This window comes from Pseudomonas fluorescens, from assembly GCF_004683905.1.
GTDB lineage: Bacteria > Pseudomonadota > Gammaproteobacteria > Pseudomonadales > Pseudomonadaceae > Aquipseudomonas > Aquipseudomonas putida_A.
The window spans coordinates 2,338,925-2,352,560 of the sequence record NZ_CP038438.1 but is presented as its reverse complement, the minus strand read 5'-3'; the positions used below and the strand labels follow the sequence as shown (position 1 = coordinate 2,352,560).

The following is a 13,636-nucleotide window of genomic DNA, read 5'->3' as shown; positions in this document are numbered from 1 at the left end:
GGGCTGACAGAGCGTGGCCTATAAAGGAGCGCATTTAATCGCCGGGATATGAAAAACAGCCTCGAAATTCGCGCCTGTCACGCTAAACTGCGCACCTTGGCCGAAGCAGGCTGAACCGGTTTCGGGACGCAGTGTCCGAAAACCACGAATTCCTTATAAAACGCTTCATTGAAAAAGAGCACCGATCATGACTCAAGTCAAACTGACCACCAACTACGGCGACATCGTCATCGAACTGGACGCTGAAAAAGCGCCGATCACCGTTGCCAACTTCCTTGAATACGTTAAGGCCGGTCACTACGAAAACGTAGTCTTTCACCGTGTGATCAAGGGTTTCATGATCCAGGGCGGCGGTTTCCAGCCTGGCATGCAGGAAAAGAAAGACAAGCGCGCCAGCATCCAGAACGAAGCCGACAACGGCCTGAAGAACGAGAAGTACACCCTGGCCATGGCCCGCACCATGGATCCACATTCGGCCTCGGCGCAGTTCTTTATCAACGCCACCAACAACAGCTTCCTCAACCACACTGCCAAGACCGCTCAGGGCTGGGGTTACGCCGTGTTCGGTAAAGTCGTTGCCGGCACCGATGTCGTCGACAAGATCGAAGCCGTTGCCACCACTTCCAAGGCCGGTCACCAGGACGTGCCGAAAGACGACGTGATCATCGAGAAAGCCGAGATCATCGAAGCGTGATATTGCTGATTTCAGACTTGCATCTGGAAGAGGAGCGCCCGGACATTACCCGGGCGTTTCTGGATTTGCTCGCCGGACGCGCCCGCTCGGCGAGTGCGTTGTATATCCTTGGCGACTTTTTCGAGGCATGGATTGGCGACGACGCCATGACGCCCTTCCAGCGTTCCATCTGCCAGGCCCTGCGCCAGTTGAGCGACAGCGGCACGGCGATCTTTCTGATGCACGGCAATCGCGACTTCCTGCTCGGCAAGGCCTTCTGCAAAGCAGCCGGCTGCACCCTGTTGAAGGACCCGAGTGTCGTGCAGTTTTACGGCGAGCCGGTGCTGCTGATGCACGGCGACAGCCTGTGCACCCGCGACGAAGCCTACATGAAGCTGCGCCGCTACCTGCGTAACCCGATCACCCTGTTCATCCTGCGCCACCTGCCGCTGAGCACCCGCCACAAACTGGCGCGCAAGCTGCGCAGCGAAAGCCGCGCGCAGACGCGGATGAAGGCCAATGACATTGTTGATGTCACACCTGAGGAAATTCCGCGGATCATGCAGCAATACGCGGTGAAAACCCTGATTCACGGGCATACCCATCGTCCGGCGATCCACAAGCTGCAACTCGGCGAGCAGGCAGCTAAGCGGATTGTGCTGGGGGACTGGGATCGTCAGGGCTGGGCGTTGCAGGTGGATGAGAACGGGTATGCCCTGGCACCGTTCGACTTTGCTCCGCCGCCGGCCCTGCCGCACGGCTGAAGATCGCCCCCCCTCACCCCAGCCCTCTCCCCCAGGGGGGCGAGGGGGAAAGGGAGCCGATCTTCATGCTATTCAAAACCTGAGTTCAACTCGGTGGCTCAGGTCGGCGGACCTCGAAAGAAACCCTCAGTCAGTCCCCTCTCCCTCCGGGAGAGGGTTAGGGTGAGGGGCTTTTGACCTTAGTGTCCTGAAGCAGCAGGCCCGGCCTTCGCCGCAAACGGCGGCTTCGCCAGCCACACAATCAGAATCAGCCCCATGAAGCCCCAGCCCAACAACGTGAAGTAATCCACGGTGGAGAGCATGTACGCCTGGCTGGTGAGGATCTGATCCATCTGCGCGTACGCCGATTGGCTCGCGCCGCCTAAATGGTTCAAGGTCTCGCGGGTCGCCGGCTCGAAGGTACTGATGCTTTCGCTCATGTACGCATGATGCTGATCGGCGCGGCGGATCCAGATCCATGTGGTCAACGATGCCGCAAAGCTGCCGCCCAGGGTGCGCAGGAAGGTTGCCAGGCCTGCGCCGTCGGCGATCTGGCTCGGTGGCAGGTCAGACATCAGGATGCTCAGGGTCGGCATGAAGAACAGCGCCACGCCGATCCCCATGAACAGCTGCACCAGGGCGATGTGCTGGAAGTCCACCTCGTTGGTGAACTCGGCGCGCATGAAGCAGCTCAGGCCAATCGCGAGGAACGCCAGACCGGCCAGCAGGCGCAGGTCGAACTTGTTCGCGTACTTGCCGACAAACGGCGACAGCAACACCGGCAGAATCCCGATCGGCGCCACCGCCAGACCGGCCCAGGTCGCGGTGTAACCCATCTGGGTTTGCAGCCACTGCGGCAGGATCAGGTTGATGCCGAAGAAACCGGCGTATCCAAGGACCAGCACCAGCGTGCCGATGCGGAAGTTGCGGTAAGCGAACAGGCGCAGGTTGACCACCGGATGCTGGTCGGTCATTTCCCAGATGACGAACACCGCCAGCGCGATCACCGAAATCGCCGCGCCGATGATGATGAAGTTCGACTCGAACCAGTCCAGGTCATTGCCCTTGTCGAGGATCACCTGCAACGCGCCGACGCCGATGATCAACGTGATCAGCCCGACGTAGTCCATCGGTTGGCGACTGGTTTCCACCGGGCGCTTGGCCAGTTGCGAGCGCACCACCATCACCGCAAAGATGCCGATCGGTACGTTGATGAAGAAGATCCACGGCCAGCTGTAGCTGTCAGTGATCCAGCCACCAAGAATCGGACCTGCAATCGGTGCGACCACTGTGACCATCGCCAGCAACGCCAGGGCCATGCCGCGCCTCGCGGGGGGATACACGGCAATCAACAGGGTTTGCGTCATCGGGTACAGCGGCCCGGCCACCAGGCCTTGCAGCACGCGGAAGCCTATCAATTCCGGCATTGAGGTGGAGATACCGCAGAGGAACGAGGCCAGCACGAACAGAATGGTGGCCCAGAGAAACAGCTTCACCTCGCCGAAACGCCGACTGAGCCAACCGGTCAGCGGCAGCGCGATGGCGTTGCTCACGGCAAACGAGGTGATCACCCAGGTGCCCTGCTCCGAACTCACCCCGAGGTTGCCGGAGATGGTCGGCAGCGCCACGTTGGCGATGGTGGTGTCGAGCACTTGCATGAACGTCGCCAGCGACAGGCCGATGGTGCTGAGCAACAGGCTGGGCGGCGTGAAAGAGGCGTTATTGCTCATTGTGAATCCTATGAAACCGGGTTGACGCTGCGTCTGTTAAAGAAGCAGTTGCCCATAAGGAACAGGCCCTTGTGATGAGGAAGTTCATCTGTGGTGAGGGGGTTTATCCCCGATGGGTCGCGAAGCGGCCCCTCCTTTGATTCAGAAAAGCTGGGTCTGCTGCGCAGTCCATCGGGGATAAATCCCCTCACCACAGTAAATCTCATCACCTTGAGAACCTGTTCCCACAGGGGGAAGATTCAGCGTTGCGCGGTCTTGCTCACCGCAGCGCTGTTGTCGTGAATCAGTTGCGCAATCATCGCGTCGGCTTCGGCCAGTTGGCGGTCGTAGACGTTGGTGCTGAACGAGGCCTTTTGCGGTGGTTGCTGGGCCAGTACCGGGCCGCTCTGGTCGTGCAGGTTCACTTCTACGTTGGTCGACAGGCCGACCCGCAGCGGGTGCTTGGCCAGTTCTTCGGCGTTGATGTGAATCCGCACCGGCACGCGCTGCACGATCTTGATCCAGTTACCGGTGGCGTTCTGCGCCGGCAACAGGGCGAACGCGCTGCCGGTACCGGCGCCGAGGCTGTCGACGGTGCCGCTGTATTTCACGCTGCTGCCGTAGATGTCGGACTCGATGTCCACCGGTTGGCCGATGCGCATGTCACGCAATTGGGTTTCCTTGAAGTTGGCATCGATCCACAGTTGATCCAGCGGAATCACCGCCATCAGCGCGGTGCCCGGCTGTACGCGCTGACCGAGTTGCACGGTGCGCTTGGCGACGTAACCGGTGACTGGCGCGATCAGGGTGCTACGGGCGTTGGTCAGGTACGCCTGACGCAGATCGGCAGCGGCGGACATCACGTCCGGGTGCGACGAAACCACGGTGTCATCGACCAGCGCGCTGGTGGTTTTCAGTTGCTGCTTGGCGTTGGCCAGGGCGTTTTGCGCCGAGGTCAGGTCGTCGCGGGCGTGGGACAGTTCTTCCTGGGAAATCGCCCCGCCAGCAGCGAGGTTTTTCCGGCGGTTGTAATTGTCCTGAGCCTTCTGCACCTCAGCCTGTTGCGCGTTGACCTGGGCTTTCATGCCATCGACGTTGCTGTACAGGCCGCGCACCTGACGTACAGTGCGCGCCAGTTTCGCCTGGGCACTTTGCAGGCCGACTTCGGCGTCGTTCGGGTCAAAGTTGATCAGCACCTGACCTTCGTGAACCAGATCACCATCGTCAGCGCCAATGCTGACCACGGTGCCAGTGACCAGCGGGGTGATCTCCACGACGTTGCCGTTGACGTAGGCGTCGTCGGTGCTTTCGTTGAAGCGCCCGATGAATTCGTGATACGCCCAGACGCCGGCCCCGGCGAGCAGGACCACGACGGCCAGCACCAGCAGCATGAATTTGCGTTTGCGTGGATTACCGGTGTCGGGGGTGTTGTCTTGAGTTTGAGTGTTTTCGGCAGTGGCCATGACAAATACCTGAATTAGTTGTGCGACGTGGCTGGGGTGGCGTTGGCTGCGGTCAGGGTTTCACCCTGAAAGCCGCCGCCCAGCGCTTGCATCAGTTGAATCGACAGGTCGATCTGCTCGGCATTGAGATTGGCCAGCTGACGCTGGGCCTGCAGCAATTGCTGCTCGATGCTGAGCACGTCCAGGTAGTTGCCGATGCCGGAACCGTAACGCTGGACGACGGTGTTGTAAGAATCCTGAGCAATCTCGGTGGCGTGTTGCTGCGCGCCGATCTGCCGGCCGATGTCACGCAACTGATTGATCGTATCGCTGACATCACCGAGGGCTTTCACCAGACTTTTGTTGTACTGCGCCACCGCCAGATCGTAATCGGCGTCGCGCGCATCGAGGTTGGCGCGCAGGCGCCCGCCGTCGAAGATCGGCACCGAAATGGTCGGGGCGATGCTGAAGAAACGACTGGCCGACCCGAACATCGCGTCACCCAACAAGGATTCGGCACCGGCCGAAGCCGTGAGGTTCAAGTTGGGATAGAAGCGGGTTTTCGCCGAGTCGATGTCCTTGCTCGCGGCCTCAACGCGCCAGCGCGCAGCGACCAGATCCGGACGCCGGCCGAGCAGTTCCGCCGGCAATACCGACGGCACCGCCACGGCGCTGGCTTGCAGAACTTTCGGTCGAGCAATTTCGTTGCCGCGATCCGGGCCTTTACCGAGCAGTACGGCCAGGGCGATTTTCGCGCTGTTCAGACGTTTTTCAGCGTCGATCAGGCTGGCTTCGGAACTGGCCTCAAGGCTTTGGGTTTGCTGGAACTGGTACTGGCTGTCGATCCCGGCACTCAAGCGGCGCTGGCTCAGATCAAGCATCTGTTTGGTGCGTTTCAGATCGTCGTTGGCCAGGTCGTAGACGATGTGCGCCTGACCCAAATCGCTGTAGGCCCGGGCCACGTCGGCGGCGAGGGTCAATTGCGCGGCCTGACGGTCGACTTCGGCAGCGCGAGCCTGACCGAGTGCAGCTTCCCAGGCATCACGCTGGCCGCCCCACAGGTCGAAGTTGTAATTGAAACCGGCGCTGACGTTACGCACGGTCGCGTAGGCATCGCCCTGCCCTCGCGGGTCCTGATCCTTGGCCAAGCGCGAACGGCTGATGCCGGCGCTGGCATCGAGGGTCGGATAGCGTTCGGCATCGGCGGCATACGCGGCGGCGCTGGCCTGATGCGCGCGGGCTTCGGCGATCTGCATGTCCGGGCTGTCGTGCAGGGCTTCGCGGATCAGCCCGTCGAGTTGCGGATCGCCAAGGCTGGTCCACCAGTCGCTCTTCGGCCATGCCGCCGGCGACAGGGTCACGCCGTTGAGGGACTGGCTGGCGTTGAGGCTTTTCGCGTCGAGGTTTTTGCCCTGTGTGTCGAGGCCGCTGTAGTTGGCGCAGCCGGCGAGGATCATCGCCGACAGCACCAGGGTCAGGCTGGTGCGCAAGGTTTTACCGCTCATTGTGTTCACCTAACCGCTGGATAGTGATCGGGTCACCGGCTGCCAGCAGGATTTTCTTGAGGATGTATTCCAGGGTTTTCAACTCGTCCGTAGTGACGGCACCGGCCAGTTCATTCATCGCATCGGCGCCGATGTGCGGCAGGCGATCGGCCAGTTGCTGGCCCTGCTCGGTGAGCTTGAGTTGCACCTGACGGCGATCGCCTTCGCTGCGTTGGCGAGCCAGGAAACCTTTCTGCTCCAGACGATCGAGCATGCGTGTCATCGAACCGCTGTCCAGCGACAAATGCCGGCACAGCTCGGCCGGGGTGTCGACGCCGAACTGGGCAATGATGATCAACACCTTGAATTGCGCGGCTGTGATGCCGTGGGGTTCCATGTGGGTATCGATGATCCGGTCCTTGAGCAGCGCGGCACGGCCGAGCAACAGGCCGAGATGGCAATGTTTGAATTCGTCCGGGGTGAAATGCTTCATGTGCTCACCTAATAACTGCCTAGGCAGTGAATGTATGTCGAGATGTTACTGCCTAGGCAGCGAATGTCAACGTAATAGTTAGGTTGCTTTGTAATTAGTTGACCAGTGGAGTGGGTTTTTGTGTTGCCCGCACTGACGCTTTCGCGAGCAAGCTCGCTCCCACAGGGATCTCATGCATACATGGATCAATGTGGGAGCGAGCTTGCTCGCGAAGGCAGCGACTCGGTGTAACGTCGGTCAGGATTTGTCGGAAGGATGCACAGCCGGCGGCTGGAGGGGATGCACTTCGCGCCCGCGCAAGGCCGTCAGCGCATAACCGCAAGCGCGTTTGATCACCGCATACATGCTGTGCCAGCCCGGCGGTGCCGGCTCGATGGCGGCATGCAACGCCCGTGCATAATCGAGCACCAGACCGGGCGTCCAGGCCATCACTTCGGCGCGTTTACGCACCTGCGCCGCCACCCAGAACTCGGGGCTGAGTATCACTCTGGCGAAATCGAGCATGCTCGAATGCCCGCGATTCATCGCCCCTTCAAGGGCTGCTTCGAGGCTGTGGGCGACGGCACTCGAGCAGTTGCGGCTGGTGAGGTTGTATGTGCTGTTCTGTCGATACTCAGCCCAGAACGCCTGCAACCGCCGGGCGTCATAGTGAGCAAAACTGACCTGAACCGAAGACGGACACCAGTCCGCCACCTCACCCGCATAGTCCGGCAGAAACCGCCCGGCGACATCGTTGTTCGGCGTCGCCCGCAGCAAGCGTACGAAATCCCCCGCCGAACGATCGATGTCATCCAGCGGGTAATGGCTGATGTAAATGTCCGGGCCACATTCCAGTGCCGCGTGGCCGGCGGAGATCACGCCGTTGATGTCGACCGCTGCGATATAGCGGTTGAGCAGACGGTTGCGCACCAGAGTGTCATCGACGGTGCCGCTGGGGGTCCAGACATGGATCACCAGCGCTGTGCTGGGGGCCGGCCCACCGACCGAGGCCGGACTCGCCAACGGTGGCTGGTGTTTGAAGCGCAGTGACTGGCGCAACAACGCGCAGCCCGAAAGAAAGATGCTCATGCCAATGCAGAAAGGCACCGTGCCCTTATACAACGTCGGATACGGTTCGAGGATGAACAGGCCAAAGGTGATTTCGAACAATCCGGTGAGCAGCGACAATCGCCAACCGACAAAGCGCACCACCACCGCAGCCGCCAGCCGAAAGCCGCCATCGAGCAGAAACGCCACACCGAACAGCACTGCCAGAATCAGGCTGGCGACATGTTGCCGGTCGACGATCAGCAGCCCAAGCAGCAGGAACGCCAGACCGCGCGCCTTGCGCAAAGCGGCGGCGGTGCCGGTCTGCGGTGCTGGCACCAGCAGGATAATCAGGGCCTCGAGTAACAGCAGATAGCCAAAGACATGCAGCGGAAAATACAGCACGCCGTCCAGTGCATCGATGAAGATCGCCACCCCGGCCGCGCCCCAGACAATGCCGGTCAGCGCCAGCGTCGACCAACGGTTACGGACAAAGTCATTACCGAGCAAGACCATACTCAAGCGGACCATAGGCGCAACCGGCAAGGTTTTGAGGGTTCGGTGAGTCTAATACATCCTGGAAAAACCGGATCGCAGCGTCACGACCCGGCTATTGGCCACGTTCTCAGAAATCGCGCTTGTAGAAGATATCCAGCGAACTGGCGACACCGCTGGCGGCTTCGACATATACCTTCTTGCTCAGCTTGTAGCGCAGCGCGATGGTGTTGGCTGGCTCGAACACGCCGACGCCATAACGCAAGCTGAGCTTCTCGGAAATATTACCGCTGGCGACCACGCTGGTGGTGTTGCCGCTGCCTTGGGTGTCGAGCTGGAAGTCCTGAATCCCCAGGTCTTTGGCCAGGCCGCTGGTGACCCCGGAACTGCCCATCAAGCCCAGGCCCAACGCCGCTTGCGCGAGCATGTTGTTGTCTTCGCCGTTGGTGCTCAACGGTCGCCCGAGCACCAGATACGACAACGCCTGCTCCTGACTCATCGCCGGTTCAGAGAAAATTTGCGTGGTCGGTTGCTCGGCGCTGCCGCTCAGGCGGATACCGGCGATCACGTCGTCGGTCTGGCGGATCGCTTCGATGTCCAGATACGGCTGATCGATCGGGCCGGCAAACAGCAGCCGCGCACGACGCACGTTCAGGCGCTGGCCATAGGCGCGGTAACGGCCGTCGTTGAGCCACAGCTCGCCACGGGTGTCCATGTTGTCGCCGATGTGCACGTGACCTTGCAGGTTGGCGGTCAGGCCGAACCCGGCGAAGCTCAGTTTGTCTTCGCCGACCACCACGTCGATGTCCATTTTCATCGCCATCGGTGGTTTACCCTCTTCGGTCTGCGCCCCGACGATGATCGTGTCGTCGGAAACCTTTACCGTCGATGGCGGCAGTTCACGCACGGTGATTTCGCCTCGCGGCACCTGTACCTTGCCGGCAATCTTCAGCTCATCGCCGGCCATGGAAATCTTCAGGTCCGGCGCCACTTCAAGCTTGGCGTACGGTTCAACGGTGACCGGCAATTGCGTGCCCTTGAGCGCCAGATCGACTATCAGCGCCTGCCCCCACGCGACGTTGCCATTGAGGCTGCCCTGGCCGGTCTTGCCGCTGTTCCAGCCGCCGTCCAGACGTACCGACTCACCGGCAATCACTGCTTGCAGTTGCAGATCCTTGAGTTCCGTCGGCAGCTCGGCGCCGGAGACTTCGCCGTCACTGAGTTTCACCGTACCGTTGACCAGCGGCGCCAGCAGTCCGCCGGATATCGTGCCGCTGCCGTTGAGGCGCCCGGTCAGTTTCTCGACCATCGGCACAAACGGCCGCGCCACCGACAGGTCCAGCCCGCTGAGACGGAAAGAACCGCTCAGCGGTTTGTTTTTCGGCAGCGGATTGAGCTGTGCCTGCACCATCAATTCGCCGAGCTTGCCGCCGACGAAGTTGAGTTCGGTGTCCACGCGCTTCGGTGTGAGTTTGCTGGTGAGCTTCAGGGTCTGGTACGGGAAGTCCAGCCACTGATCCTTTTCCTTCATGCGCAAGGTGCCGCCGCTGGCGTCGACGCTGACCACGCCGTTGGGGCCGCTGGCTGGCAGGTCCAGTTGCAGGTCGGCGTTGAGCTTGCCCTGCCAGGCGAAGTCTTTCGGTAGCCATTGTGCGAGGCTTTCAATCGGGAACTGCTTGAGGTGGTAACGCAGTTTCGGCTCCGGCAGCAGGCGCTGATCTTCACCGCACAGACTGGCATTACCGGACATCCAGCAATGCGCGCCGAAGTTGATCTTGCCGTCGGCGAGGCGTTCGAGTTTGGCCGGGCTCTGCAGTTTCCAGTCCTGGCCGCCGGCCTGAATATCGCCGCTGGCCAAACGACCGCGCCAGTTACCCTTGTCCAGATTGCCATCAAGGCCGAGGGCCAGTTTCAACTTCGGCCCGAGCAGGTCGAGGTTGAGTTTCTGACTCTTGATGTCGCCCTGAGCGCTGGCGGTCAATACGCCAAGATTGGTATCGCCGGCCTGAATGCCACTGCCTTTGAGATCGATCTTCGCCCGTTGCGCACTGTCGAGCGTGGCGTCGAGGTTGAGGCTTTGCAGGCGATTGTCCTGGAACGCCAGTTGCGAACCTTGCAGGCCGAGCTTGCCTTGCGGTGCTTTCAGCGTACCGGCAACGTTGACCTGACCCGTGACCTGCCCGCGCAACTGCGGCCAGAGCTGGGCCAGACGCGTCAGTTTGATGTCGATCTGCCCGGTGAGCTTCTGTTGCAGGCTGCCCTTGCCGCTGATGCTGTTGTCGCCGAGGCGGATTTGCAGCGCGTTGAGGTTCCATTGCTCATCGGCACCGTCGGCCTTGGCCTGGAGGATTGCCGGTTGCCCGCGCAATTTGCCTTTGAGGTCGAGGTCGGCGCTGAGGCTCAGGCGATCGCTCTTCATTTCGCCTTTGCTGCGCAGCGGCCCGGCCAGGGTGCCCGGCAACTCCGCAACCCAGTACGCCGGGTTCAGCGCAGAGAGATCCAGCGCGGTGTCCCAGGCGATGCCGTCGGCGAACTGCACGTTGACATGACCTTCGGCCTTGCCCTGCCCGGCTTCCATCTTCAGCTGTGGCAAGGCGATTTGCTTCAGGCTGCCGCTGAACGGACTGCTCAGGCTGAACGCCCCCGCCGGGCCATCGAGGTCGGCGGCGAAGTTACCGAGGTACTGACCGTCGGTGTAGGAGACTTCGCCGGTGAAGGTGCGCAAGGCGACTTGCGGCTCGTCGATTTCGTTATACAGCCGATGCCACGGGAAATCCTGCCAGTTGATGTTGGCCTGAGCCGTGAGGCCCTTGCTCCAGTCAACGCTGCCGGTGAGCTTGAGGCTTTGCTTATCGTTGGCCGTCAGGTCGAGGCCGGCGATCTGCGCGCCGCTGGCATCGACCTTGCCTTTGAGCAGCAGCGCCACCGGGCCTTTATCGGCGGGCAGCGTGGCATTGCCGTTGAGCTGATAACCGTTTTTCAGGTCACCTTCACCGGTCAAAACCAGTTGATTGAGTTGCAGAGTGTCCGGCAGATCGGCGCTCGGTTTGAATGCCTCAGAGGTGATACGCACCTTGGCCGGCAGGTTTTCCGCCAGCGGTTGCAGTTCGCCGCTCAACTGGCCGTCGAGGTAACCGTGGCTGTTGGCGTGCAGGTTGAGGGTTTTCAGCAGATCGCCGTCGACTTTCAACGCCAGCGTCCATGGGCCAGTGCCTGGGGACGGCAGGCTCAGGTCACCGGCGATGTTCAGCGGCCAGTTGCCGGTCGGTTGCAGCAGGCCGGAGAGGTTCAGGCTGAGGTCGTCGCGCTGCAGTTTCACGCTGTCGATCTGCATGCCCTGGGCGGTCCAGTGCGCCGCCAGTTGCAGGCCCTTGAGCTGCTCGCTGCCGTTGAACAGCAGGCTGCCGACTTGTACGTCGCCGAGTTCGATGGCCACCGGCAGTTGCAGATCCGGCAGTTTGATCGGGCCGCTTTCAGTGGTTTCTTCACTCGGCGGGAATTGCAGGATCACTTGATCCGCCTTGAGCTGTTCGATGCACAAAGTCATGCGGGTCAGGCACAGCGGTGACCAGGCGAAGATTGCCTTGTTCAGCTCGACGCGACTGCTGTCCTGCTGCCACAGCAGATGATCGGCGCTCCATTGGCCACCGAGACGGCCCTGGAAATTCTCCACGCTCAAACCCGGCACCAGGCTCAGCGCCCAACGGCTGCCGGCCTGCGTCCCGAGTACCGCGCTGATGCTCAATACAACCAACAGCACCAGCGCCAACAGCGCCAGTGCCGATATTTTCAAACCACGCTTCACAGCTCAGGCCCCATGGAAAAGTGCAGCCGGATGCCGCCGTCGTCGTCCAGCGCGTGGGCCAGGTCGAGGCGGATCGGCCCCACCGGCGAGACCCAGCGCACACCGATACCGACCCCGGTCTTGAGGTTCGGCAGTTCGAGTTTGTTGAAGGAGTTGCCCTGGTCGACGAAGGTCGCGACCCGCCACTTCTCGGCAATCGAATACTGGTACTCGACGCTGCTGGCGACCATGTAGCGTCCGCCAATACGGTCGCCCTTGGAGTTCTCCGGGGACAGACTTTGGTAGTCGTAACCGCGCACGCTCTGATCGCCACCGGCGAAGAAACGCAGGGACGGCGGTACCGAGTTGTAACCATTGGTGGCGCTGCCGCCGACCTGCACCCGACCGAGGAAGCGGTGGTTGTCGAACACCGTGGTCAGGCCTTTGATCAACGCCGTGCCATATAAGAGGTTGTTGTCCGAACCGAGGCCCTCCTTCGCCACCTTGCTTTCAAAGGTCAGGCGATAGCCGTTGTGCGGGTCGATGCGGTTGTCGCTTTTCAGGTACGAGTAACTGATGCCGGGCATCAGCAAGGTACTCAGGCCGGAGTCGTCGCCGAGTTCATATTCTTCGCGCTGCCATTTCAGCGAGATCACTCGCTGCCAGCCGCTGGGCAACTTGCTGTGCCATTCCGGGCCAAACGTCAGCAGCTTGCTCAGGGTGTCGGAGCCGTCGATGTCTTCGTATTGATAACCACCGGCCCAGCGCAGTTTGTCGGTCAGCGGCGGGTCAAGCGGGATGTCATAGAACAATCCGACGTTCTGCCGTGGCGCCGACAACTCGGCTTCCCAGCCGTAACTGTCGCCCTGCGGGTTGACCCAGTGGCGCGTCCAGTTGGCCTTGATCCGTGGGCCGACGTCGGTCGAATAACCGAGACCCAGGCCCATGGTGCGTGGCTTGCGGGTGTCGAGTTTGACGTCTACCGGAATCACATCGTTTTTCGCTGCCGTCGGCGCCGCATCGACGCGCACGCCTTCGAAATAGCCGCTCGATTGCAGGTCGCGGTTGAGTTCGGCGATCAGTTCGGAGTCGTAGGGATCACCGGCCTTGAACGGCACCATGCGTTGCAGCAGGTCTTCGTCGAACGGCGTGTCGCCCTCGAAACTGACCTTGCCCAGCGCATAACGCGGGCCGCTGTCGTAGATCAATTCAACGTCGGCCACCCCGGCACGCGGGTCGACCAAAAGTTTCTGGCTGGTGAAATGGCCACTGAAAAAGCCGAAGCGCGAGGCCTGGTTCTGGATCAGGCGTTTGGCGTCTTCATAACGCCCATGGTTGAGCACGGCGCCGGACTTGAGCGTGTCACTGCTCGGCACACGAAAGGATTTGAGGGAGGCGGCAGGCCCATCGACGCGGATGGTGACGTTGCGCAGACGAATCGGTTCGCCGGGATCGATGTTCAGCACCAGGCGCGGTTTTTCGCCGCCCTTCACGTCACTGTCGATCTGCGGCTGGTAATAACCCAAGGCCTGCGCGGCTTTGCGCGCCTGCTCCTCGGCCCCGCGACTGAAGCGCAGCAAGGCTTGTTCGTCACGATCGCCAAGGCTGCCGATATAACCTTCTATATTGGCCTTGAGTTCATCGTTGGACGGTTTGATCCGCACGTCCAATTCACTTTGCGCCAGCGCCGCGCAGCTGGTTAACAGCATGAGCACGCCACTGGTAAATCTTCCTGGAAACTTCATAGGCGCGGATGCTATCACGGGCTTGGGAGCGTGATAGAACAG

At 61.2% G+C, this 13,636-nt stretch carries 9 protein-coding genes; 2 read left to right on the top strand and 7 right to left on the bottom strand.

All coding sequences use genetic code 11. From position 1 onward, the window contains the following. Positions 1–187 precede the first annotated feature (187 nt). Together E4T63_RS10550 and lpxH are read left to right on the top strand one after the other, a co-directional pair. Positions 188–694, top strand: coding sequence for a peptidylprolyl isomerase (locus tag E4T63_RS10550; RefSeq protein ID WP_098968133.1), 507 nt, complete (start codon positions 188–190; stop codon positions 692–694). Beyond that, on the top strand, positions 691–1,437 hold the full coding sequence (lpxH, locus tag E4T63_RS10545; protein WP_135295428.1) for a UDP-2,3-diacylglucosamine diphosphatase: 747 nt from the start codon (positions 691–693) through the stop codon (positions 1,435–1,437). Before E4T63_RS10550 ends, lpxH begins: the two co-directional genes overlap by 4 nt. Before the next feature lie 179 nt (positions 1,438–1,616). Here lpxH and E4T63_RS10540 read toward each other — a convergent pair whose 3' ends face one another. The 7 genes from E4T63_RS10540 to E4T63_RS10510 all read right to left on the bottom strand — a co-directional run bounded on the left by E4T63_RS10540 (position 1,617) and on the right by E4T63_RS10510 (position 13,594). Next, positions 1,617–3,146 (bottom strand): DHA2 family efflux MFS transporter permease subunit, encoded by a 1,530-nt coding sequence (locus tag E4T63_RS10540; protein ID WP_047597558.1) that lies wholly within the window; start codon positions 3,144–3,146, stop codon positions 1,617–1,619. Between the two features lie 239 nt (positions 3,147–3,385). Continuing rightward, on the bottom strand, positions 3,386–4,588 hold the full coding sequence (locus tag E4T63_RS10535) for an efflux RND transporter periplasmic adaptor subunit (protein WP_134785989.1): 1,203 nt from the start codon (positions 4,586–4,588) through the stop codon (positions 3,386–3,388). Positions 4,589–4,602: 14 nt separating this feature from the next. Next, positions 4,603–6,072, bottom strand: a complete 1,470-nt coding sequence (locus E4T63_RS10530) for an efflux transporter outer membrane subunit (RefSeq protein ID WP_135295427.1) — start codon at positions 6,070–6,072, stop codon at positions 4,603–4,605. Then, on the bottom strand, positions 6,062–6,544 hold the full coding sequence (locus E4T63_RS10525) for a MarR family winged helix-turn-helix transcriptional regulator (protein WP_135295426.1): 483 nt from the start codon (positions 6,542–6,544) through the stop codon (positions 6,062–6,064). The genes E4T63_RS10530 and E4T63_RS10525 overlap by 11 nt, the downstream gene beginning before the upstream one ends. 237 nt (positions 6,545–6,781) lie before the next feature. Next, positions 6,782–8,101 carry a DUF308 domain-containing protein gene (locus E4T63_RS10520; protein ID WP_135295425.1) on the bottom strand — a complete coding sequence of 440 codons (1,320 nt, stop codon included), beginning with the start codon at positions 8,099–8,101 and terminating at the stop codon, positions 6,782–6,784. Between the two features lie 94 nt (positions 8,102–8,195). Next, a complete protein-coding gene (locus tag E4T63_RS10515) occupies positions 8,196–11,870 on the bottom strand; it encodes a translocation/assembly module TamB domain-containing protein (RefSeq protein ID WP_135295424.1) in 3,675 nt (1,224 codons plus the stop codon). Beyond that, positions 11,867–13,594, bottom strand: a complete 1,728-nt coding sequence (locus E4T63_RS10510; RefSeq protein ID WP_135295423.1) for an autotransporter assembly complex protein TamA — start codon at positions 13,592–13,594, stop codon at positions 11,867–11,869. The genes E4T63_RS10515 and E4T63_RS10510 overlap by 4 nt, the downstream gene beginning before the upstream one ends. Positions 13,595–13,636 lie beyond the last annotated feature (42 nt).

Coding starts and splice junctions, on each gene's coding strand:
- E4T63_RS10535 (WP_134785989.1), bottom strand. CDS start 4,588: ATGGCCACTGCCGAAAACACTCAAACTCAAGACAACACCCCCGACACC.
- E4T63_RS10550 (WP_098968133.1), top strand. CDS start 188: ATGACTCAAGTCAAACTGACCACCAACTACGGCGACATCGTCATCGAA.
- E4T63_RS10540 (WP_047597558.1), bottom strand. CDS start 3,146: ATGAGCAATAACGCCTCTTTCACGCCGCCCAGCCTGTTGCTCAGCACC.
- E4T63_RS10530 (WP_135295427.1), bottom strand. CDS start 6,072: ATGAGCGGTAAAACCTTGCGCACCAGCCTGACCCTGGTGCTGTCGGCG.
- E4T63_RS10520 (WP_135295425.1), bottom strand. CDS start 8,101: ATGGTCCGCTTGAGTATGGTCTTGCTCGGTAATGACTTTGTCCGTAAC.
- E4T63_RS10510 (WP_135295423.1), bottom strand. CDS start 13,594: ATGAAGTTTCCAGGAAGATTTACCAGTGGCGTGCTCATGCTGTTAACC.
- E4T63_RS10525 (WP_135295426.1), bottom strand. CDS start 6,544: ATGAAGCATTTCACCCCGGACGAATTCAAACATTGCCATCTCGGCCTG.